The sequence below is a fragment of the Sphingobacterium sp. Mn56C genome (assembly GCF_049319645.1).
Taxonomy (GTDB): domain Bacteria; phylum Bacteroidota; class Bacteroidia; order Sphingobacteriales; family Sphingobacteriaceae; genus Sphingobacterium.
Window position 1 is genome coordinate 534357 of the sequence record NZ_JBMOUC010000001.1, and the last position, 20672, is coordinate 555028.

The following is a 20672-nucleotide window of genomic DNA, read 5'->3' on the forward strand; positions in this document are numbered from 1 at the left end:
ATAACTTTAATCAAATATTAGTAACTGATTTTCAACCAATTTTTAACTTGATATAAATGCGATTTTTCTTATTCTTTTTTTTTTTTTGAATTATTCGTTTGCACAGCAAGTTGAATTAAAAGGTATAGTACTAAATAGTGAAAAAGAAGTTATTTCTGGAGCAAGTATTCTGTTAAAAAAAGGAAATAAGATTCATTCTTTTTCGCGTACAGATATTAGGGGGAATTATGCTATAAAAATTATTGAGTCCGACTTAAAAGACGCTACACTAGAGGTTAATCATTTATCATACATACAACAATCAATCCATATTATACAAAATCAAACTGAATACAATTTTATCTTAACGCAAAAAGAAAATCAAATAGAGGAAATTAGTATAGGAAAACCAGTTCCAATTAGACAACGAAAAGACACACTATCCTTTAATGTTAGTCATTTCGTTGACTCTATTGATAGAAGTATTGGGGATGTTCTGAGAAGAATGCCTGGGTTTGACGTATCCGAAAATGGGAAAATTAGTTTTAATGGCCAAGATATTTCCTATTTTTATATAGATGGAGATGATGTTTTAGGCAATAAATATGGTTTAGGTACTCGAAATATCCCACATAAGATTATTACGAATGTAGACGTTTATAGAAATCATCAATCTATAAAAGCATTAGGTGATAAAGTAAATTCTAATCAACTAGCCATTAATTTAAAAGTTAAAGAAGATATTAGAGCCCAATGGATAGGAGAAGTTAAAGGAGGATTTGGAACTAAGCAATACCTCTTTGAATCAAACGTACTTCGTTTTAATAAAAAATTGAAAACAATTAATGCTATTATGGCCAATAATTCGGGAAATGATATTGAAATTGCTCTTCAAAACTTAACACAAACAGCACCAAATGATATAGAATATTACATGTTACAATCAGGATCTATAAACTCCACAAAAGAAAGTAACGATATGTTTTATAAAAATCATAGTTTAGGTGGTTTTTTTAACTTTCTTTTTAAACTAAAAAAAGATTGGACAATACGTAGTAATTTAGGGTTTTATATAGATAATCGTTTATTAAAATCCTTTACAACTGAAAAATTTGATTTACAACAAAATATTTTTGAAACAAAACAGTCTATAGATTTACAGCATAAACCTATTAAAACTCAAGTAAATTTAAATTTGACACGAAATGTAGATCAGATGTATTTAACCAATAACAGTACGTTAAATCTTTCTTTACATCAAGTAAATGACAGTATTGGTTCTACTGAAATTAATTTGACTGAAAATTTAAAACAAAAAAATATATTGTTTGAGAATAAATTTAGTTTTATTCCAAAAAACAATGGTGGCAATTTTTGGAAATTTGATTGGAGCACGATATACAGAAATGTCCCTGAGAAACTACACATTTTAGCAGACACTATAATTCCTATTATTTCTGATTTTGAAAAATCTTATAATTTGAATCAGTACTTGACAAATAGAACCCTTAGTACTAAGTCTGATTTTTATTATTTCTTACAAACAACATCTAATTTTAGTCAAAATTATGGATTTGAATCCTCTTATGAAAACAAAAAATTATCTTCCGAACTGGTAACAAGCGACCATGTAAGCAATGGAACGAGCCTTGCTAATTTTTATAATGACCTACATTGGAATAGATTTTATCTTGGTGCATATGGGGCTTATCAACTTAATATAGGAAAGTTAAAAACAAACTTAAAACTGCCATTAGGTGCCTTGTTTACAAAGTATAGTGACCCAAGTTATGAACTAAATGAGCGTAATAGTCGAATTTTATTTTACCCCTATTTAAATATTAGATATGCGTTTAAGCCAAATCAAAATATAAGTATTGAATATTTTTCAGAACAAAAATTGGGTAAAATTAATGATGTATATAGATCGTTTATTCTAACAGATTTCCGTTCAATTAATAGCTCTAAAGCACATATTCCACAAATATTTAATAATCGAATACAGACAAGATATAATATTGAAAATCCTTCAAAAATGTCTTTTTGGAATTTTTCATATAATTTCTCAATCTTAAAGAGTGATGTAATAAGCGCTTACAATTTAAATCAAGATGCAATAAAGATTGAATATATTTCAGATAACAATACACAATACACACAGGAATTTGGAATAAAAGGAGGGAAGTATATAAAATTATTCACCGGAACCTCTTCTTTTGAAGTTAAATATAGCGCAAATAGAGCTGAGCAAATCTTTAATAATAGAAAACAAAAGATAGGTACGAATACTTTACAAGTATATCCTAAAGTAGAATGGAAATTTGGTAATATTCAAGGTAAATATTTTGGTGCTTTTTCTTGGTCTTGGGTAGAAAAAACTAATATAGAAACTCCTAATAAGGGTAATATTCTAAATCATAATGCTTCATTAGCCTATTCTCTTAAATCCAAACTATTTCTTACAGTAAATGGATCCTACCTTACCGTCTCTAGTTTAAATAATAAAAATAGCCAGGCATTATTAAATTCAAGTTTAAGATATAAGTTTTCAAAAAAAATAGAATATGGTCTAAATGTATCAAATCTATTAAATAGAAAAAATAGTAGTTTATTCATGATGGATTCTGGTTATTCCTTTTACCAAGAAAATGCTTATCGCGGTAGAATGGCAATTTTGAGTGCTCAAATTAATTTTTAAGCCAGTCCTCTAGATTTGACTTTGATAAAAATAGAGTGTCTACTTTTTGTCGGCCATTTATACTCTGTACGTATTCAACTCAATTAGATATTTGATGGTCTTTCACGTTGGATGTATGTATCCGCCCCACGAACAACAGGTCAGCTAATTTTTTAAAGTTTTGAGGATATGAGCTCCTCCCATTTTGAAGACTATTCTAAAATAGAGAAATCCCGTAATTTTATTTGATTTTCGATAAAGGTTTCAGGTGTTCAATTCCCTAAAGGAAACTGTATGGGGCGAAACGCATAAATAAATATCTCAATAGCGAGTTAAAAAAACTCAAATTATATATTGGCAATAATCTCGATTTTTATAGGATGCGTTCAATGCCAATTTGGGCAATTGTTACCAAACATTTTTGAATTAAGAAACGGAAAAATAAACCCGACAAAATTCCTGGATACGCCTCGAGAAACAGCTATCAAAAAGACGGACCAGCAGGAAGGAAAAGGACTGTGATATACAGCATTTGGCTTTTTTACAAAAAATTCTTACCTTAATATTCGTAAAAAAGCAAATAATGTATTATCAAAAAATTATTCCAATAAAGCCATTACAGGACTATATCCGCTACTTTTGGGTATTGGAAGATTTTACGGATACTGAAAACAGTAAAAATTTTAAAATCATTCCGGATGGATTGCCTGCATTGATATTCCAAAATGAGCCTAATTTGTTTTTTGATATGGAGGGTAACGCGATGCCTCAATTATTTCTGTATGGGCAATCAACCAAATATACTGAACATACCGTAACAGGGGGCTTCGGAGTTATGGGGATGTATCTACAACCAACAGCATTAAAAACGCTTTTTAATATGGATGCCTTTGAATTAAACAATCAGAACGTTCCCTTAGAATACGTTATCGATGCGCCCATTCTTGAACAACTTGTCAATGCCACATCTGTAAATCAGAAGATAGAAATAATGACTCATTTTTTCCTTAATCTACTACAGCGGATTAAAGGCGGTAATGAAAAGGCTGATTTTGCTTCAATGTTATTGCAAAAAGGCAAAACGCTGAAAGATATTCAAAATGAAATGAGTATGTCTGAACGTTCGCTAGAGAGGCTAATAAAACAATATGTGGGGATATCGCCTAAGATGTTTTCAAGGATTATCCGGTTTCAATCCGGCTTAAATACATTACGCCGAACCGATTTTAGTAATTTCACGGAGCTTGCTTATATAGCAGAGTACTTCGACCAATCCCATTATATTAAGGAGTTTAGAGAGTTTACTGGGACTAATCCTAAGAACTTCCTGCTTAGTACGAATGAACTTTTAGCTAATTTTCCATTGTTGAAAGAATAGCTATCACGCATACTTTTTTTAGCTGTCGGTTTTTTACAATTACACAGAATTTTCCTTACTTAATTTTGCGCATAAATCAGCTGTATGATTTCGGTATTTCTCAAAAAAGAGTAAGGCCAGATCGCATACATATTTTTATCTATAATATTAAAAAATTCTAAAATGAGTAAAGATAACATTCAAAAAGTCGTTAGGTTAAACCCAAAAAATATTTCAGCCCCTGTGGGTAAGTATTCACATGTAACCATTATTCCGAAGAACTCCGATTTATATACCTTTTCTGGACAAATAGGAACGGATATAAATGGAAATATCCCCGAACCCTTAAATGAGCAGGTGCATAACACATTTACAAATATTGAACAGGTTTTGCAAAGTCAACATTTAAACCCAGATAACGTTATAAAAGTTAATATATGGGCTACGGAAGAAATCGATTGGGACTTCTTATATGCAGAGTGGGAGAATTTATTTGGCGAGTCATATCCGTCCATGACTGTGGCTTATGTTAAAGGCTTAGGGCTTGCAGAACTGAAAATTGAGATTGAAATTTGGGCATCTAAACAATAATAGTCTAACTTAATACGCTACTGTAATGACTGGGTCAATGTACCAGTTGTTACGGTTTAAAATCGATACTGCAATCCATGCATTGGAGCTAAAGGTTGATTGCCCCACACAAGGTGTGGAGGCAATTGTACCTGGGATAATGAAACCGACAAAATTCCTGTGTACACTTCGGGATCGTTTCAACCGTATATTTAGAGTGGATGCTTGAGCTGCTGATGTATTCGAATCCATCAATCAGGTGCATGTGTGGGCCTGTGCTTGGTAAATTAATTAGACCAGTAATCATCCGCATAAAGCCCTAAATGGATTAAACGCGTGTTTGTACGTTAATGTATCTTTGTTTTCTTACTGCGTATTTTTATATTGATTTATTTATTGAAAAAGGCAAAGGCTAAACCAATATAGTATAAATACTTTTTTTGCTAACTCCATATACAATCCTGTGCGTTTAACGCGTAAGACTTCTTCTTATCCTTCCCGTAAAAAGGTAATTTTTGCGTCCTAGGGCAACTGGTCTGATTGCGTTTTCAATCGGATTATTAGGGTTATGAAATTACCATGGTACAGATTTCCAGATTAAGCATACCAACTTGCATAGACATAAGCCATGGCTTTTTCGACTTGCCTTTTCAGCTCCTGACTTATCGTTATGCAATGCTTTTGAAATTCAGGTTTTGTATGTGCCCAACTTTGGGAACACCTCCATAGAAACGTAGCGCATTACTGCAGCAGGATATCATATCTGCACGTTTCTGGCTCTTACAAGCCTCAACATATGTATACTGACTACACGGAAGTATAGAAACAAATACTTCAACAGGGATGACCTCTCCCGTATGCTTGTCGATGATCTGGAGCTTCTTACCGGCAAAATCAATGAACATTTCTTCGTCAGCTAAATGCTGAAGTTTCATCGAACCCTTTTCTTTTAGGTATTTACGGCGATAATGCTCCAAAAACTGTGTATAGCTATAGGGGTCTGCCGCCTGTTCAACATATTGTTGATAGTGGTATAGAAAAGTGAACCCAGGATGGTTCCGAGCCTTGTTGATCCCTTCGAAATAAAGCATGAGCGTATTATGGCGTGCCGTATCCAAGGTGGTATGCGGGGAGAATAGTTCGGATAAAGCGGACACATCGAAGTTCAGTAGTTCCTGGAAAGAATATTTGCTGCTTGCGAAAAGTTGCATATAGGTGTTGACCGTATTGCGGGAAATACCCAGAACGGAACCTATTTTACGGTTACTGTAACCGTCTAGATGTAATGTGAGTATTTGTTTTAAGTCCATCGGATCAAGTTTGTTGGCCATGTCGCTGTATTTAAAGCGACAAGGTAATTCTTTCTTGATCTTTTTGTAGTGGCACAATTCGAACCGTAAAAACGGACCGATAGTGGAGAAAACTAAACCACTAAAGTGGCATCATTTGAACCGTAATAGTTGGCACTATAAGGCCGAAATGATTGGCACAAATCAAACCGTAATATCCATATGAAAAATGTAGAAAAAAGCACTGATAAACCTAATCTGCATTTCAAATTCTTTTGGGATACGGATATAGATAAATTGGATTGGCAAAAAGCCTATCTGGCTGTAATCGCACGTATTGTTGAACGTGGCGGTCAAAATGAAATTGATGAAATTGTCAGCTTTTATGGATATGACAAAGTAATCAAGGCAATTCGTGACGAAACTTATTTTCTTCCTAACTATGCAATTGAGGATGCTCTAAAATTCTTCCCTGAACTCAAAAAGGAAGAAATGTACTGTTACCTGAACCGTAAGGACAAACCGTATGATTGGATATAAAATAAAAGTTTTATTCTTTTAAGTTTTCTTTGAATTCTGGAATTGAACAAGATAGATTGAAGTTATTTTGTTATTTATTTTACTAAGTATATTCTATTTGCCAGATTTTGTAAGTCAGCGGTGTCTGTGTTACAAAGAATGATTAAGATTTTATCGAAGTTTTTGTTTAACATGATTTCAGAATTAAATCCGTCAATACTTCCACTTCTTCTATAAACATTTGTTTTATCATCGTAGTAGAAACCAAATGTAGGTTTTCCCGAGAGCCAATCTACGTACTCGTTGGTTTGCGGCTTTAGAAGAAAATTATTTTTCGAGTTCTCAGAAATCAACACATTGTTTTTGATGGCAAGTAAAAGTTTATATAAATCTTCAGTAGTTGAATAAATTCCGCCTGCTCCAAAATAATTAGAGATGTATCTTCTATCATTAAAAAGAGGTTCATCTTTTTCTCCTTCTCCGAAGGAATAGTTATGATAACCATACGCCAAATGCTTAATAATTTCATTTTCAATTACAAAGCCTGTATTTTCCAGTTTTAGAGGTATGATGATCAAATCTTCGATTGATTTTGAAAATTCTTTCTTTGTAATATATTCGATTACTTTAGATAGTAGCACAAAGTCGACATTGTTATAATTGAATTTCACAGTATCATTTGATGACTTTTTTACAAAATCCTTTATGTAATTGTCGAGAGAATATTTATTAACCACGGCTTTTATGGGTTCGTTTTCTAATCCGGAATAGTGAGTTAATAAATCCTGTATTGATATGTTTTTACAATTTTCAGGAAGTTCGGGAATGAATTTTCCGAGTGTGTCTTCGAAATCGATTAAACCTTTTTCTTCAAGCTGTAAAATAGCAAGTGATGTGAAAAGTTTGGTTATGGATGCTATTGGAAATCGGGTTCTATCATTGATTTCTACAACAAACTGAATATTAGAAAATCCTTTGTTGATTTTTTGTGTTTGTTTTCCGTCAAAATATAAAACACTTCCATTAAAATGCCCTTTTTCATATTCTTGGTCAATTATTTTTTGAATATCATTTTGTCCAAAGAGAATTAAAGGAAATACTAAAAATAGTAAAAGGGAAAATTTCATACTTTGTTCTTTTACAATTGAAGTTGTTAAAATTAATGGCAACCATTATAATGGTAAATATACAGAATTTGAAAATGTGCTTAATAGGCAATGTGATAAATACCAAATTCTAAAAAGCGGTGTTCTTTTTGCTTCTTTTTTCTTGCTCCGCAATTTCTACAAGAAAAAGAAGTCAGGGTAAGCCTGTCAGGAAAACAAGTAGTATTTGCATTCTAACCGACTGAATATAGCCAAAAAACTCCCTCTAAAAATATTTTCCAAAACAAAAAACAAAAAAAAAAGAAAGCAGATAAACGGAAAGGACATTCCAAAGCCGAAAGGAAACGGAATAAGTCCCGAAGGGTGAAAAATAAAAAAGAATTTGACGTGAGTTGTTCTTTTTTATTTTTCATTATGCCGTAAGCTTTTGGCTGGCTGTTGCGTGGGCTGTTCTTTCCAACTTAGCTTCCTTTTTATCTGTTTTGTTTGGAAACCTGTTAATCCTAATACTTCCGCTTATGAAAAGCGGATTATTTACTTTTAAAACTCTTGTGGCTGACAGAGCCACAGAAAGGATAACGAAAATATTTACCGGGAAAGTGTTGGATGTTTTTTGTTATGCTTTCCCATATCCGTACAAAACTCTTTATGTGAAATGGTAATAGGTACAGGGAAAATAAAAAAAGACTGCTCCATACCCTTAAATTTGCGCGATACCTTTTGCATACCCTTACCAACTTTCTCGTTGAGAATTTTGGCGTAAATTTGAGTGGTGGCAATATTCTTATGCCCTAACATTTTGCTTAAACTTTCGAGCGGGACACCCTCGCTTAAAAACAGCGTAGCAAACGTATGACGTGCCAAATGAAAGGTTACTTTTTTTTCTTTAAGGCAGGCAATCAGTTGAGATATTCGTTTCAAACTATTATTGCAGACAGTGTTTGATGGCACAGGAAATACCTTTCCATCTTTTGAAAATCCTCTATATTTCTCAATAATCATTTTCGGAATATCCAAGAGCATCACGTTTGAAGATGTAGCCGTTTTTTTCCTGCGTACAATAATCCATTGGTTGCCATCAAAGAAATCCTGAAGATTACTGTTACTAAGCCCTTTCATATCGGAATAGGATAGTCCCGTGAAGCAACTGAAAACAAACAGGTCTTTAACCAATTCGTCTTTCTTTTTCTCGCAGTTGAACGTTACAAGCTGTTCCAACTCATTTCGTAGTAGATAACCTCTGTCTTTGTCCTTTTTGGTATTCTTATACTCGCTGAACGGATTGAAAGCAAGGTGCTTTCTACTCATTGCCAACCTGCAAAGTGTAGTAAAGCCAATCATATACAACCAAATGGTGTTATGCGTTAAACTTTGGTTGTCACGCAAATAATAATCAAAGTCCTGTACAAAATCATAGGTAAGATCGTTGAATGATAAGTCAGAATAGCCGTATTTTATCAGTGCAAAATTTCGTAGGTGCTTTAAAAGTGTTTTGTACTTACTGCGTGTACCATTTACCCGCAGTCCGTTATTAACCTTTTTTTCATAATCGGAAAGGAACTGTTCATAGAACTTGAAAAAGGTCAGTTCTCCGCTTTCCATACCGAGAAAGGCATTTTTAAGTTTTGTACTGTTTACAGCCCCCTCATTCTTTAGGATTTTGGAATAGCATTCCTCAATACCCAAACGGATTTTATCAAGCTTGCCGTTTACCTCTTGGGCTTCTCGGCTTTTTCCTAAAACCCTCCCGTACTTCAAATCCCAATTTGATGCAGAAATATCCAGCTTGGTCCTGAATGCAGACTGTTTGCCGTTTACGGTAATCCTGCACATAACCGTAACCTTTCCGTTTTTCTTCGGGGCATTCTTTTTAAGGTAGAACAGTACCTTAAACGTTGATTTTTTTATCGTTTCCATACTCACAATTCTTAATGATAAAATTAAACCTATGTGAGCTACGGAATAATATGAAAAATTATGCAGAAAGCTGAAATACAGTGTTTTAATGACGTTGTTTTCTATTTTCAAAAGTAACGTTTTAGTAACCTTACTTTTGCCAAACCTCGCTTTTTCCTGCTTTTTACCTCATTACCAAAAAATCATAAAACGGCTGTAAAGTCTTTATTTACAGCCGATTTTCCTGTTATTAATCATTGATGTGTTTTTACTGAAAATTTATTTTAAAAATAAAGAAGGTGCCGAACAGGAACTGACCGCCGATTATATTTTGGTTGCCGTAGGCAGAAAACCTTATGTAACCAATCTGGGTTTAGAAAATACAAATGTAGCGCTAAATGGCAATGGGACTATTAAAGTGAATGCTATGCTTGAAACAACGGTGCCTAATATCTATGCTATCGGTGATGTAATCGGTGGGGCGATGTTGGCGCACAAGGCAGAAGAAGAAGCGGTGTTTGTTGTAGAAACAATAAATGGACAAAAACCGCATATAAACTATAACCGTATTCCCGCTGTTGTTTACACCTGGCCAGAGGTTGCTTCGGTCGGTGCTACAGAGGAAGAATTAAAAAAACAAGGATTAGCTTATAATGTTGGTAAATTTCCATTTGCGGTAAATGCCCGAGCCAGAGCCGGCATGGAAACAGATGGTTTTGTAAAAGTACTTTCTGATCCGAAATACGGCGAATTATTGGGGGTGCATATTATAGGTGCCCGAGCCGCAGACTTAATAGCACAGGCAGTTGTGGGCTTGGATTATGAGGTCACAGCGAAAGATATGGCTTCCGTTTGTTATGCGCATCCAACCTATGCTGAGGTGTTAAAAGAAGCATATACTATTGCATCAGGAAAGCTATCTTTGAATATTTAATTGTTAATTTTATAAGCATGACAGAACAATTCAGGCTTGCAACCATCGAAGATTATCCAAGAATTATGGAAATCTGGGAATCAGCGGTAAGCGCTACACATCACTTTCTAAGCGAGGAAGATTTTATACATTTTAAACAGGTTATTCCAACAGATTATCTGCCCAACCTGGAGGTATTCTTACTTGTCGAAAATGAGATACCTATCGGATTTTCTGCTGCATCGGAAGGAAATCTGGAAATGCTTTTTATCCATAATGATTATCGAGGGAAAAAATACGGTAAAAGGCTATTTCAATTTATGAAAGCGAGTTGTGCTGTTGATAAGGTCGATGTCAATGAACAGAATATTCAGGCTATTGGCTTTTATGAAAAATTAGGGTTTAGGAGAATAGGAAGATCGGACCAGGATGGGTCGGGTAAAAACTATCCTATAATACATATGAGCCTTTAAAAACAGACTGCCTTAGAATTAAATATGTTGTTCATACTAAACATAAAAAATGATTGAGGGATTTTCTAAAGCACATATTCAGGTGAATACGCTGGGAACGGCTGTTCAGTTTTATACCAAAATAATGGGACTACAACTGGCGCATTACGATGAAACCTGGCCTATTGCATTTCTTTGGATCGGTGAAAATAAGAAGGCCATGCTCGGACTGTGGGAACATCCAGAGAATTTACAGAAGAGGTACTTTGCATTCCGCTGTTCCAAAGATTTTATACTTGAATCGGCGAATACTTTTTTACAGGAAAGAGAATTAAAAGCATAAAATTTCCTTAAAGATGGTACCAACGAACCAATGGTTTTTGCCTGGGTGCCTGCATTAGCCCTTTACTTTGACGATTCTGACGGAAATTAGCTGGAGTTTATCCATATTCTGGAAGGTGAATTAAGCCTGTCAGGAAAATGGATGTGCAGGACCAAATGTAGGGATGCAATACGGATGGTTTGCAGCGCCACCGTTATTTTTTACGAATATCCTACCATGGGCTTCTTAGCAGTGATTTATATAGCTACAGCTTATACTAGGCATTATTTTTAGATATAGAGGCCGTCATAGCGATTAGCGTTATTAGCGTTTACACTGTATCCGAAGTAAGGGAACAGGTAAAAAAAACAGGGGGCAAAACGCGAGTGAAGAATTAGGTGTTTGCCATATAAATTTACGCCCGTCCCTCGCTTTCAATACATGTTATTTATCTTTTAATGTATTTTTTCTATGCTGTAATCCCCATTGAAGCATAACATCCAATACTCCACTAAATAACTCTCCAGACTGGGTTAACTTGTATTCAACTGAAACGGGAATTGTAGCATAAACCGTTCTCTCTACAATTCCATTTGCCTCTAAATCCCTTAATTCTTTTGATAGCATTCGAGGATTAATCTTTGGAATTGCTCTTTCCAGTTCTCCAAAACGTTTTTTACCATAAAGAAGTATGGCAATAATGGGTATTTTCCATTTTCCCTGTAGAACGTTCATGGTATCGTTTACGGCTAAAATATAGTGATCTGAACATTCTTTAATAGATGTTGGCTCAAATTCATCACTCTTTATATTGTTGTTTTCCATGTTATTATACTTTTGTATAGTACTATACAAAAGTATAGTACTTACTTTTAAGAAGTGAATATACGTAATTTTGAAAAATAATTTATTTGGAATGTCAACTGTTAGTATTATGGATAGCAAGCATTGGTACGCCATTTCTTAACCATATCATGGGGTATGTTCCATTTTAAAAATAATAAATCAAACCGTATGAAAACAATATTAATTACTGGCGGTACGATGGGTATCGGAAAAGGCATCGCCATGAGTCTCTTAAAACAAGGTAACCGTGTACTTGTAGTCAGCAATTCTAAAAAAAGTGGTGATCTTTTTATACAGGAAACCAAAAAATCAGGACTAGTTGAAAACGCAGTTTTTATACAAGCAAATTTAAGTCTGATCAGTGAAAATAATAGATTACTGGAGTTCGTTAAAAATAACTTTGCCCGATTGGACGGACTAATTTTCTGTGCTACAAAACATAACAAGACATATATTGAAACTTCGGAAGGTTTGGAGTTTTCATTTGCCTTGGATTATTTAAGTAGGTTTATACTTAGTTATGGATGGAAAGAATGGCTGGAGAAAAACAATAATCCTTTTATTTTAAATATTTGTGGTACAGGATTAAAGGGTAATGTTAATTGGGAAGATATGCAGCATAAAAATAGCTTTGTTCCGTTAAAAGTTATGATGCATGCTAGCAGATTGAATGATTTATCAGGCGTTCAATTTGCTAAAAATGATACCGTCGGTAAAATTAAATACATTTTATATAATCCGATGGCCGTGAATACACCCGGGATGGGGGATACTGGAAATTTACTATTCGATCTGATTTTTAAGCTTATGGCAAAACCAGTAGAAAAAGCAATTATTCCTATTCTAGAACTCTTGGAAAACCTTCCTGCAGGTTATTTAAATTCATACACACGACGCAAACAAAATAGCCTGAAAAAAGAAACTTTCGACGAAAAAAAAGCGGAAAGATTATATAGTATAACAAAGCGACTTCTAAATGGAATTTAAAAGAATTTAACGTCAACTTTGTTATTGGATAATTAATCTAAACTTAAAGTGTGCTGTAATTACTTTTTGTTAAATAAAGTTTCTCGATAATCAATTCCCCATTGTGCAATCGCATCAATAACAGGCTCCAAGGTTCGACCAAATTCAGTTAAATCATAGGTTACTGTAATAGGCTTGGTTTGCAAAACAGTTCTTGTTAGGAGATGATTCATTTCTAAATCTTGCAATTCTTTGGATAACATTTTAGAACCTATGCCTTCGATTTCTCGTTGCAAATCCATAAAACGCATTTTGCCAGCATAAAGCAAAGTGCCTAGTATATGTATTTTCCATTTACCAGTTAATAGCTCCATACTATCCTTTACAGCATTCGTTCTATATCTACAAAATTTTGGTTCATCAAATAAAGGCTTCATATTGTTTTTTTCCAAATATACGACTATAACATTTAGCCACCTACTTTCATACAGGAAAGTGCTTTCCTGCATGAAAGTGGTAGTAATCAGCTCGTTATTATTCTATTACTTTGTGTTAAATAAAACAATAGTAAAAATAATTAATGTTATGAAAACAATAGCAAGGCAAGTTGTAGAAAAAATGTTTGCGGTATTTGCGCAGCAGGATATTAATGCCATTGTCGATACCTTTTCAGATGATGCTGTATTAATTCATCACGGTACCCAAATTATGCCGAGTGCAAAATTTATAGGAAAAGAAGGTGCACGGATGTTTTTTGAATATAATATTCATGCATTAGAAGTCGTCTATTTCCATACAAATGAGTTTATTGATGCCGGTGAGGATAAGCTGATTGTTTTAGGAAATGAACATTTTATCTCCAAGGAGAGCGGTGCTGAAATGAAAAATAGGTGGGTGCAAATTTATACCATAACGCATGGCCTGATTTCAAAAATGGAAGAGTTTGCATCTTCAGCTGCTCCGGAATCCTATGGCGGCAACGCGGGAGGTCTGTAATATTTAAAACCAAAAATTAATACTTATGCTATTAATAACAGGCGCTACCGGACATTTAGGTTCAAGTGTTGTACAGCAACTTCTGAAACGAACATCAACCCGTGATTTTGTGGTTACATCGAGTAACCAGCAGGGCGTAAGTAAATTAGCCTCCCAAGGATTGCAGGCGAGGATTGCCAATTTTAGTTCCATAGAATCATTGCATGCCGGATTTCAGGGAATTGATAAATTAGTGCTGATTTCTACGATGAATACGGATCGTTTTGAGCAGCATAAAAATGTTATCGATGCCGCTAAAGCTCAAGGCGTAAAACATATAATTTATACGAGTTTGGCTATACATGATATTCAAACCTCTGGCGTTAAAGATTTGATGATTAGCCATTTTCAAACCGAAGATTATATAAAAGAAAGTGGCTTAACCTACAGCATTTTACGCAATACAATGTATGCGGATGCCTTGACTCAGATTTTGGGGCCAAATGTTTTGGAAATAGGTATCAAGTTGCCCGGAGGAAATGGAAAGGTACCTTATGTACTTCGTCGGGAAATGGGCGAGGCCACGGCTAATTTGCTGTTTCAAAAAGGGCATGACAATAAAACGTATAATTTTACCGGGTCGAAAAGTGTCGGTTTTAAAGAAATCGCTGCTACACTTTCTGCATTAACCAGTAAAAAGCTGAATTATACGGATATTTCAACGGATGTTTTTATAAAATCCCTCCAGGAAATGGGTTTACCAGATTTTGCGGTTTACCTCCATGCCGGTACGTTGCACGATATCAAAACCCAGCAGTATGCTGTTGAAAGCGATGCTTTAGAAAAACTTCTTGGCAGGCCAACAGCGTCTTTAGAAGAGTTTTTAAAAGAATTGTTTACTATTTAATATCCCTGTAAAGCTGATAAATAATGTTTTGGGTATAGAAAAATGCCATTATAGAGCAAGAGTGCTGTGCATATTCACCCTAAAAACCGCTAGAATTGTATTTCTTTTATTTAGCAATACAATTCTAGCGGTATGGTGGATTATCGCGGATGAGGATTTTTTTCCTAACACATGAAAAAAAGAGGAGCAGAGGCTGGATTAAGGACTCGCCTAGGTTCCCTATGACGCGGTCGATAAAAGGTCTGCTGGAGCTTGCTTATTTGGTAGAAATGTTATCCTTCCAATTTGATGGACTAACATACGATTGAATGCTATAGTTCGTTCCTGCTGCTGTCATTTTAACGGCAATAAACGATATAGGGGATGATTTTGTTTCTGGGGCGACAGGTAATTCCCAGTTCACATTAAATCTTTGGCGAATAAGATCAAAAAATTGACTCCTGCTCCCGCTAAGGTCAAATTTATGTACGACAGCTGCATGTGTTGTTGAGTTTACAAATTGTCCATTCTCATCTGCAGGATAGCGCAAAATTAAGTACGGTATGCGCACCTTATCTTTAAGTTCCGTTTCAAACGCAAAAGTGCCCTGTTGCAGGCGTTCTAATTTTTCATCTTTTTCTAGGAAAAAGAAAACATCCTTACGCTCATTATTAACCAATAATATCCTCATATTTTTTACCAAGGCAGGATGATTTGTTTCTGAAACCACCAGAGGTAGAAAAAAGTCGGTAACGCTTACGCGTATTTTCTCCAGCCTTCCTGTAGCCATGTCTGTTATAGATAAAGTAGTTTCCCCTTTATTTTTTCCGTTGAAAAAAATGGAACCAAATGTTAAATCACCCCCTTCTATATAATTTGCGGAAGCTATATGTTCATCTTCCGTAACTATAGAATAGCTACCATTCCCACTTTTTATCGGCAAATAGCTTACACTATTTAAGGGCACCTCAATGGTATTTGAACTGAGCGCAAAATCTACTATTTTTTTCTCTTCTTTTTTACAGCCCCCGAACAGTATAATTGTAAGAAGTACGGACATTTTTACCCAAGTTGATCTATAATTGGTTAATTTGTTTATCATGGTTTACTTGTTTAATATATTTTGCGTCCTAAAATAGTAATATTTAAGCTATTAAATTACTTTTTTAACGTGGTAGCTAAAATAAAAATCGATGGCTCTCCTTCCTGTAGAAAATGTGTGGGTGGGGGGCACCGTAAAAGTCCAGAATGTTCGGCTTAGGTACATCCACATTTATTTTAAATACCTGGCCTTAGCAAGGATAGGGGGCAAGGTTAAAGGTTGTTAAAGGCCTGCACTGCCCAGGTATTTCCGTAGGCAGTGCATTGGTATTAAGGCTGTTTATTGAATAACCAGATCGATAAGTATACCCAGTATTAATGTTCCCATGGAAAAGGTCAGAAGTCCTAAAAAGTAAGCAGCAAATCCGTAGAAATAATTTACTAATTTATCTTTATCGAAAAACTGTCCAATACCCCAGGCACAGTAAAGCACCGAAATTATGCTGGCAATTTCCATAAGATTTACAGCGGTAAAGTGCTGTGCTATGGCGAAAACGCTAAAGATAAGCATCGATATCCCCATAATAAAACAGAGAAGAATAAGCACTTCAAAGAAGTTATACGGGTATTTTTTAAAAAATATTTTTATCCAGACGGCAACGAATATACCGAGCATAATATTGGCATAGCCATAGTGATCCTGAATCCATTGAAACATAACCAGGGCTGATTTGTTTTTTTGACCTTCATATGCCATATATTTATCATCGAAATGAAAAGCGTGGTTAATCAAAGTGTAGATCAGCGACGTCAGGATAATAAAAATAATCGGTTTAACCAGGCGGCTCCGGTTTTCGGAGATATAATTTTTTACATTGAGCCCCGGCCTGGTAAACAACTCCCGGATCGTATAGAAAATACCCCTTTCGAAATGAAGTACATGTTCAATTTCATGAACAATATAATGGGCATCTATGCGTTTTAGTTCCTTCGGTTGTCCGCAATCCGGGCAGTATCTCGAGGTTAGATCATCCCCTCCACAGTTTCTGCAATTCATAGGTTAACAGTATTTAATATTTAGTTTAGTATAGTATTTATTTAAGATATGAAGCAACACTTACGGACTTATATTTGGGGCTACGTTGGATAAATTCTTCCAGAAATGCGCTGTGTGTGGCACCCATAATAATAAAAATACGGTCCTTCTCCGTTACTGGTATCTGATTGATATTTGAGAATATCCTTAAGTTTCTTCTGTAAAATTTACTAGCCTCGTCCGCCCCTTCGAAGTTACCCTTCGTGCTGCTGTAGGTTAGTATATCGGCATTTAGATTAATTAATTTCTGTAAGGTTTCTTTTCGGTTAAAGAACTGGAGCTTTTCCAGCGTCGATAGTTTTTCCAAACCCGCAAATTCCTGCTGAATCTGTAGGTTATATTTTTTAGCTGTTATGCTATCCACCGGGTTGTTGAGTTCCTGAGCGATACCATAGTTGTAGGCCGCTGTTTCCTGCTCGTCGATACCATAAATCTGTTTCACCCCTTGCAATTTTCCTACTTCGTAGGCTATTAAAGCGATTTCTCCAGCAAACTTAGGGCTATAGGCGGGGGTTTTCATAAAGTTGCTATAATCCATGCGAAGGGCTTCGTTTTTTGCTGGCGGAAGCTCCACACAGATAATTGTAGGTTTAAATTCGGCCAGGAGCTGCGCTATGTGTAGGGTTTCCTTTTTCCGGTACGCATCTTTTTCATCAAAATTTACCCGATGTGCATCGGAGGTATGGGTCATATGGAACGTTGCAAAATTTAAGACCTCAATTTTTTGGGCATGGCTTGTACATGAAACAAAAATCCCTAGGATAAGAAGTTTTGTTTTTATGGGGATAAGTGTACGGAACATAGATAATTCAAATAATGGTATTGGAATGTGACTGTATTTTTTGTTTCTCTGTCGTACAAAATTAGAGTAGTTCAGAAAAATAAAAGCTACACTTGCGTGTAGTTTTTCCTAATTTCGGTGGTTATTATTTGGCTATGGATTTCAACGCATTGTTTTCAAAAAAAAATACGGTAGCAAATCTTTCAGAAAAGGATCTTATGCAGGTGCAGGATTATATGGAAATGCTGAAAGCTTTCTCGCGTATTACCTACCAAAGTGTTTACCTTATCGACTATCAGCAAAAGACTTTCGAGTTTGTATCCGACAATCCTTTATTTCTTGCCGGATTAACGCCGCAGCAGGTTCTTGAGATGGGGTATAGGTTTTATGAAAAATATGTTCCTGCCGAGGATTTTCAGATGCTAATACGGATAAATGAAGCAGGATTTAGTTTTTATGAAAAAATCCCTGTGGATGAGCGGAAATTGTATGTGATATCCTACGACTTCCAATTACGCGACCTCCAGAACAAGACTATTTTAATAAACCACAAGTTAACGCCAGTATTTTTAACCGAAGAAGGGAAGATGTGGAAGGCCATGTGTATCGTATCGCTATCTTCCAACCTTTCCTCTGGAAATGTAACCGTAGAAAAACTGCATTCCAACCTACTGTGGAAACTTGATCTGGCAACGGGAAGCTGGGAAAAGCAAAACAAAATCAACTTGACCCAAAGGGAGATCGAGATATTACGGTATTACCACCGCGGGTTAACGATTCATGAAACTTCGGAGAAAATTTTTGTTTCAATGGATACCGTAAAATTTCATCGGCGTAAGCTCTTTGAAAAGTTGGGGGTAAATCATATGAACGAAGCGCTGGTGTATGCCATAAGCAACCGTTTATTATAAGAAAACAAAAGCAAGGTACCCCGCGCGCCAGCCCATGCAAAGCACTGTAGGGTACCTGTACCATAAACTAGCCTTTACTTGCGGCCAGCTTAAAAGTTTCAGCAAACTGCGTAAAGGTAACGATGGCCGTCGCTATGGCTACAGCAAAGTGTTCCTCTGGAATATGTTTATGTAATGCCGCTGTAAAGGTTTCCCACTTTCTTTTGCTGTCGGCGCCATAACCCGCGAAAAATAAGGTGCCCTGCTGTATCCCATGGCGGGCCAATACCTGGATTATAATCGGTCCGCCCATTATGGATCCCTCCATAACATACAGTGCAGCCAAAGCTTTTATACTGCTGTCAATTGGAGGAACGGAGGCCGGCAATGCGGTAGTGCTCAGGTAACCGAAGCTGCCGATATCTGCAGCCAAAATTGCGGCATGCCTTCTCTCGGTGTAGTCGGGTAGAATATCGGCCGTTATATAGGGTTGTATAGCCTGCTCCAGTTGGTTAAAGTAGGCGTAAAATACGTTAAGCAGGTGCACATAATCTGCCGGTTGTTTTATGTTTTTTAGGCGATTAATAACGATTTTTTCTACCTGCTGATGTGCTTCTGCAGTATGTTTTCTTAATTCTTCGATAAGCATAAATTATAATTTTATTTGTGTATACACGAGCTATTAAAATATTCCGCCACCAAGGCTGCGGTACAGATCGGTCATGGCCAGTAGCTGTTGGCATCTAAGCGATGCCAAGTCGAGTTCGCTATCCAGGGCATTGCGTTGCGCGGTAATAACCTCCATATAATTGGCCATGCCATTTAAAAACAAAGCATCCACCTTGGACGTTGCCTGCTGAAGACTACTTACCCGCAGGGCGCTTACGCGCTGCTGTTCGTGGAGATTATCGATTTTGGTCAAGGCATCCGTTATTTCGCCTACCGCCTGTAGAACAGTCTGCCGAAAGCGGATCACACTTTTTTCGCGTTCCAGCTGTGCAATCTTATACTGCGTTTGCAATTGTTTATGCTGAAGCAGCGGCTGCACCACAGATCCGGCAACCATCCCAAAAAGCGCGTTAGGGACATTAAACCAGTCGCTGGCTTTTAGGGCATTAACACCGCCTGTTGCGGTGATGCGTAAGCTTGGATAAAACTGTGCTTTTTGAATACCAACCTTAGCGTTAGCACGCGTTAGGTCGAGCTCGGCATACCGTATATCCGGCCTACGTCGCATTATTGCCGCAGGAAGCCCGGTAGAAAACTGGGCAGGAAACTCGATATCCTGCAGCCGGCAACGGGCTTGCTTAGTGCCCGGAAGCTGCCCTGACAGCAGGTGAAGGGCATTTTCCTGTACGCTGATCTCTCGTTGTAAATAGGGCAGGATGGCTGCGGCCAGCAGGTGCTGGGCCTCCACCTGCTGTACGGCCACATCTGTTACCTGTCCGGCTGCATAAAGGGCCTTAACACTATGCAGGCTGCTATCGCTGAGGCGAATATGGTGCTTCGCTACACGCAGCTGCTCGTCGAGCATCAGCAGGTTAAAATACCCTTTTGCGACGCTGGCAATAAGCTGGGTCTGCAGCACCTTTTTAGACGCTTCGGTTTGGAGGTATTCCGCCAGCACCGTTTTATTGCTAAGGCGGATTTTCCCCCATATATCTGCCTCCCAGGATAATAAAGCTGTGGCGGCGAAGTCTTCCATATGATTGCTGCCCAAAAACATACTCGATGTTTTTCCATTGAGGCTATAGGTTGAGGGGTTCAGGGTATTCGCATTCAGCTGCAGCTCCAGCATAGGAAGCTGGTTCCACTTCGATTGTTTCACCATGGCCTGCGCCTGTTCAATATTTTTTAGCGCAAGGGCCATGTCGAAGTTATTACGCAAGGTACTATCGATTAATGCCTGTAATTTTTGGTCTTGGAAAAAACTTTGCCAAGGTAAAGCCGCTATACCCAGCGTATCGGCATTTATGCTGTCCTGAAAGGAGATGGGTAATTCTGGCTCTGGCCGCGGCAAATCTTTGTTGATTTTGCATCCAGCAAGGATGACAAAGATACTTAGTACCAGCAGCTGCCTGCGGCGGATGGATTTTTGGGTTAATTTCATG

At 36.6% G+C, this 20672-nt stretch carries 22 protein-coding genes and 2 pseudogenes; 12 read left to right on the forward strand and 12 right to left on the reverse strand.

What is annotated here, in order from left to right; genetic code table 11:
• Positions 1–85 precede the first annotated feature (85 nt).
• The 4 genes from ACL9RF_RS02465 (at position 86) to ACL9RF_RS02480 (ending at position 4812) form a co-directional block, all read left to right on the forward strand.
• The gene (locus ACL9RF_RS02465) at positions 86–2677 is read left to right on the forward strand and encodes a hypothetical protein (RefSeq protein ID WP_422799004.1); all 2592 of its coding nucleotides are present in this window, start codon (positions 86–88) and stop codon (positions 2675–2677) included.
• A 562-nt stretch (positions 2678–3239) separates the two neighbouring features.
• Positions 3240–4034, forward strand: a complete 795-nt coding sequence (locus ACL9RF_RS02470) for a DUF6597 domain-containing transcriptional factor (protein WP_422799005.1) — start codon at positions 3240–3242, stop codon at positions 4032–4034.
• A gap of 162 nt (positions 4035–4196) precedes the next feature.
• Complete coding sequence (locus ACL9RF_RS02475; RefSeq protein ID WP_422799006.1) at positions 4197–4604, forward strand: RidA family protein; 408 nt, start codon at positions 4197–4199, stop codon at positions 4602–4604.
• Between the two features lie 25 nt (positions 4605–4629).
• The gene (locus ACL9RF_RS02480) at positions 4630–4812 is read left to right on the forward strand and encodes a hypothetical protein (protein ID WP_422799007.1); all 183 of its coding nucleotides are present in this window, start codon (positions 4630–4632) and stop codon (positions 4810–4812) included.
• Positions 4813–5052: 240 nt separating this feature from the next.
• Here the strand turns inward: ACL9RF_RS02480 and ACL9RF_RS02485 are convergent.
• The 3 genes and pseudogenes from ACL9RF_RS02485 to ACL9RF_RS02495 all read right to left on the reverse strand — a co-directional run.
• A pseudogene (locus tag ACL9RF_RS02485) lies at positions 5053–5139 on the reverse strand (hypothetical protein); the annotation flags it as partial.
• Between the two features lie 112 nt (positions 5140–5251).
• A complete protein-coding gene (locus tag ACL9RF_RS02490; protein ID WP_422799988.1) occupies positions 5252–5794 on the reverse strand; it encodes a hypothetical protein in 543 nt (180 codons plus the stop codon).
• 9 nt (positions 5795–5803) lie between these two features.
• A pseudogene (locus ACL9RF_RS02495) lies at positions 5804–5914 on the reverse strand (DNA-binding response regulator); the annotation flags it as partial.
• A 180-nt stretch (positions 5915–6094) separates the two neighbouring features.
• On the opposite strand from ACL9RF_RS02495, the gene ACL9RF_RS02500 reads away from it, so the two are divergent.
• Positions 6095–6412, forward strand: coding sequence for a DUF6922 domain-containing protein (locus tag ACL9RF_RS02500; RefSeq protein WP_422799008.1), 318 nt, complete (start codon positions 6095–6097; stop codon positions 6410–6412).
• A 74-nt stretch (positions 6413–6486) separates the two neighbouring features.
• Here ACL9RF_RS02500 and ACL9RF_RS02505 read toward each other — a convergent pair whose 3' ends face one another.
• On the reverse strand, positions 6487–7518 hold the full coding sequence (locus ACL9RF_RS02505; protein ID WP_422799009.1) for a serine hydrolase domain-containing protein: 1032 nt from the start codon (positions 7516–7518) through the stop codon (positions 6487–6489).
• A 567-nt stretch (positions 7519–8085) separates the two neighbouring features.
• Positions 8086–9414, reverse strand: coding sequence for a site-specific integrase (locus ACL9RF_RS02510; protein WP_422799010.1), 1329 nt, complete (start codon positions 9412–9414; stop codon positions 8086–8088).
• Positions 9415–9655: 241 nt separating this feature from the next.
• Between ACL9RF_RS02510 and ACL9RF_RS02515 the strand changes: the two genes are divergently transcribed.
• From ACL9RF_RS02515 to ACL9RF_RS02525, 3 genes are read left to right on the forward strand one after another with little or no spacing between them, the layout of a single operon-like run.
• Positions 9656–10327 carry an FAD-dependent oxidoreductase gene (locus ACL9RF_RS02515; RefSeq protein WP_422799011.1) on the forward strand — a complete coding sequence of 224 codons (672 nt, stop codon included), beginning with the start codon at positions 9656–9658 and terminating at the stop codon, positions 10325–10327.
• Positions 10328–10344: 17 nt separating this feature from the next.
• Complete coding sequence (locus ACL9RF_RS02520) at positions 10345–10779, forward strand: GNAT family N-acetyltransferase (RefSeq protein ID WP_422799012.1); 435 nt, start codon at positions 10345–10347, stop codon at positions 10777–10779.
• 49 nt (positions 10780–10828) lie between these two features.
• Positions 10829–11101, forward strand: coding sequence for a VOC family protein (locus ACL9RF_RS02525; protein WP_422799013.1), 273 nt, complete (start codon positions 10829–10831; stop codon positions 11099–11101).
• Positions 11102–11524: 423 nt separating this feature from the next.
• Here the strand turns inward: ACL9RF_RS02525 and ACL9RF_RS02530 are convergent, their stop codons facing one another.
• Entirely contained in the window at positions 11525–11905 is a 381-nt protein-coding gene (locus ACL9RF_RS02530) for a winged helix-turn-helix transcriptional regulator (protein ID WP_422799014.1), read from the reverse strand.
• 189 nt (positions 11906–12094) lie between these two features.
• Between ACL9RF_RS02530 and ACL9RF_RS02535 the strand changes: the two genes are divergently transcribed.
• Positions 12095–12913: an SDR family NAD(P)-dependent oxidoreductase gene (locus ACL9RF_RS02535; protein WP_422799015.1), complete on the forward strand. Its 819-nt coding sequence runs from the start codon at positions 12095–12097 to the stop codon at positions 12911–12913.
• Between the two features lie 59 nt (positions 12914–12972).
• On the opposite strand, the gene ACL9RF_RS02540 is transcribed toward ACL9RF_RS02535, so the two are convergent.
• Positions 12973–13329: a winged helix-turn-helix transcriptional regulator gene (locus tag ACL9RF_RS02540; RefSeq protein ID WP_422799016.1), complete on the reverse strand. Its 357-nt coding sequence runs from the start codon at positions 13327–13329 to the stop codon at positions 12973–12975.
• Positions 13330–13477: 148 nt separating this feature from the next.
• Here ACL9RF_RS02540 and ACL9RF_RS02545 point away from each other — a divergent pair, with 148 nt between their 5' ends.
• Positions 13478–13888 (forward strand): nuclear transport factor 2 family protein, encoded by a 411-nt coding sequence (locus ACL9RF_RS02545; protein WP_422799017.1) that lies wholly within the window; start codon positions 13478–13480, stop codon positions 13886–13888.
• Positions 13889–13913: 25 nt separating this feature from the next.
• Positions 13914–14774: an SDR family oxidoreductase gene (locus tag ACL9RF_RS02550; protein WP_422799018.1), complete on the forward strand. Its 861-nt coding sequence runs from the start codon at positions 13914–13916 to the stop codon at positions 14772–14774.
• A 256-nt stretch (positions 14775–15030) separates the two neighbouring features.
• On the opposite strand, the gene ACL9RF_RS02555 is transcribed toward ACL9RF_RS02550, so the two are convergent.
• The 3 genes from ACL9RF_RS02555 to ACL9RF_RS02565 form a co-directional block, all read right to left on the reverse strand.
• Positions 15031–15855, reverse strand: coding sequence for a hypothetical protein (locus tag ACL9RF_RS02555; protein ID WP_422799019.1), 825 nt, complete (start codon positions 15853–15855; stop codon positions 15031–15033).
• Between the two features lie 279 nt (positions 15856–16134).
• A complete protein-coding gene (locus ACL9RF_RS02560; protein WP_422799020.1) occupies positions 16135–16851 on the reverse strand; it encodes a DUF3667 domain-containing protein in 717 nt (238 codons plus the stop codon).
• Positions 16852–16888: 37 nt separating this feature from the next.
• On the reverse strand, positions 16889–17692 hold the full coding sequence (locus ACL9RF_RS02565) for a DUF5694 domain-containing protein (RefSeq protein ID WP_422799021.1): 804 nt from the start codon (positions 17690–17692) through the stop codon (positions 16889–16891).
• A 92-nt stretch (positions 17693–17784) separates the two neighbouring features.
• On the opposite strand from ACL9RF_RS02565, the gene ACL9RF_RS02570 reads away from it, so the two are divergent.
• Positions 17785–18582 (forward strand): response regulator transcription factor, encoded by a 798-nt coding sequence (locus ACL9RF_RS02570; RefSeq protein ID WP_422799022.1) that lies wholly within the window; start codon positions 17785–17787, stop codon positions 18580–18582.
• A 67-nt stretch (positions 18583–18649) separates the two neighbouring features.
• Here the strand turns inward: ACL9RF_RS02570 and ACL9RF_RS02575 are convergent, their stop codons facing one another.
• Positions 18650–19210 (reverse strand): biliverdin-producing heme oxygenase, encoded by a 561-nt coding sequence (locus ACL9RF_RS02575; RefSeq protein ID WP_422799023.1) that lies wholly within the window; start codon positions 19208–19210, stop codon positions 18650–18652.
• 33 nt (positions 19211–19243) lie between these two features.
• Positions 19244–20671: an efflux transporter outer membrane subunit gene (locus ACL9RF_RS02580; RefSeq protein WP_422799024.1), complete on the reverse strand. Its 1428-nt coding sequence runs from the start codon at positions 20669–20671 to the stop codon at positions 19244–19246.
• Position 20672 lies beyond the last annotated feature (1 nt).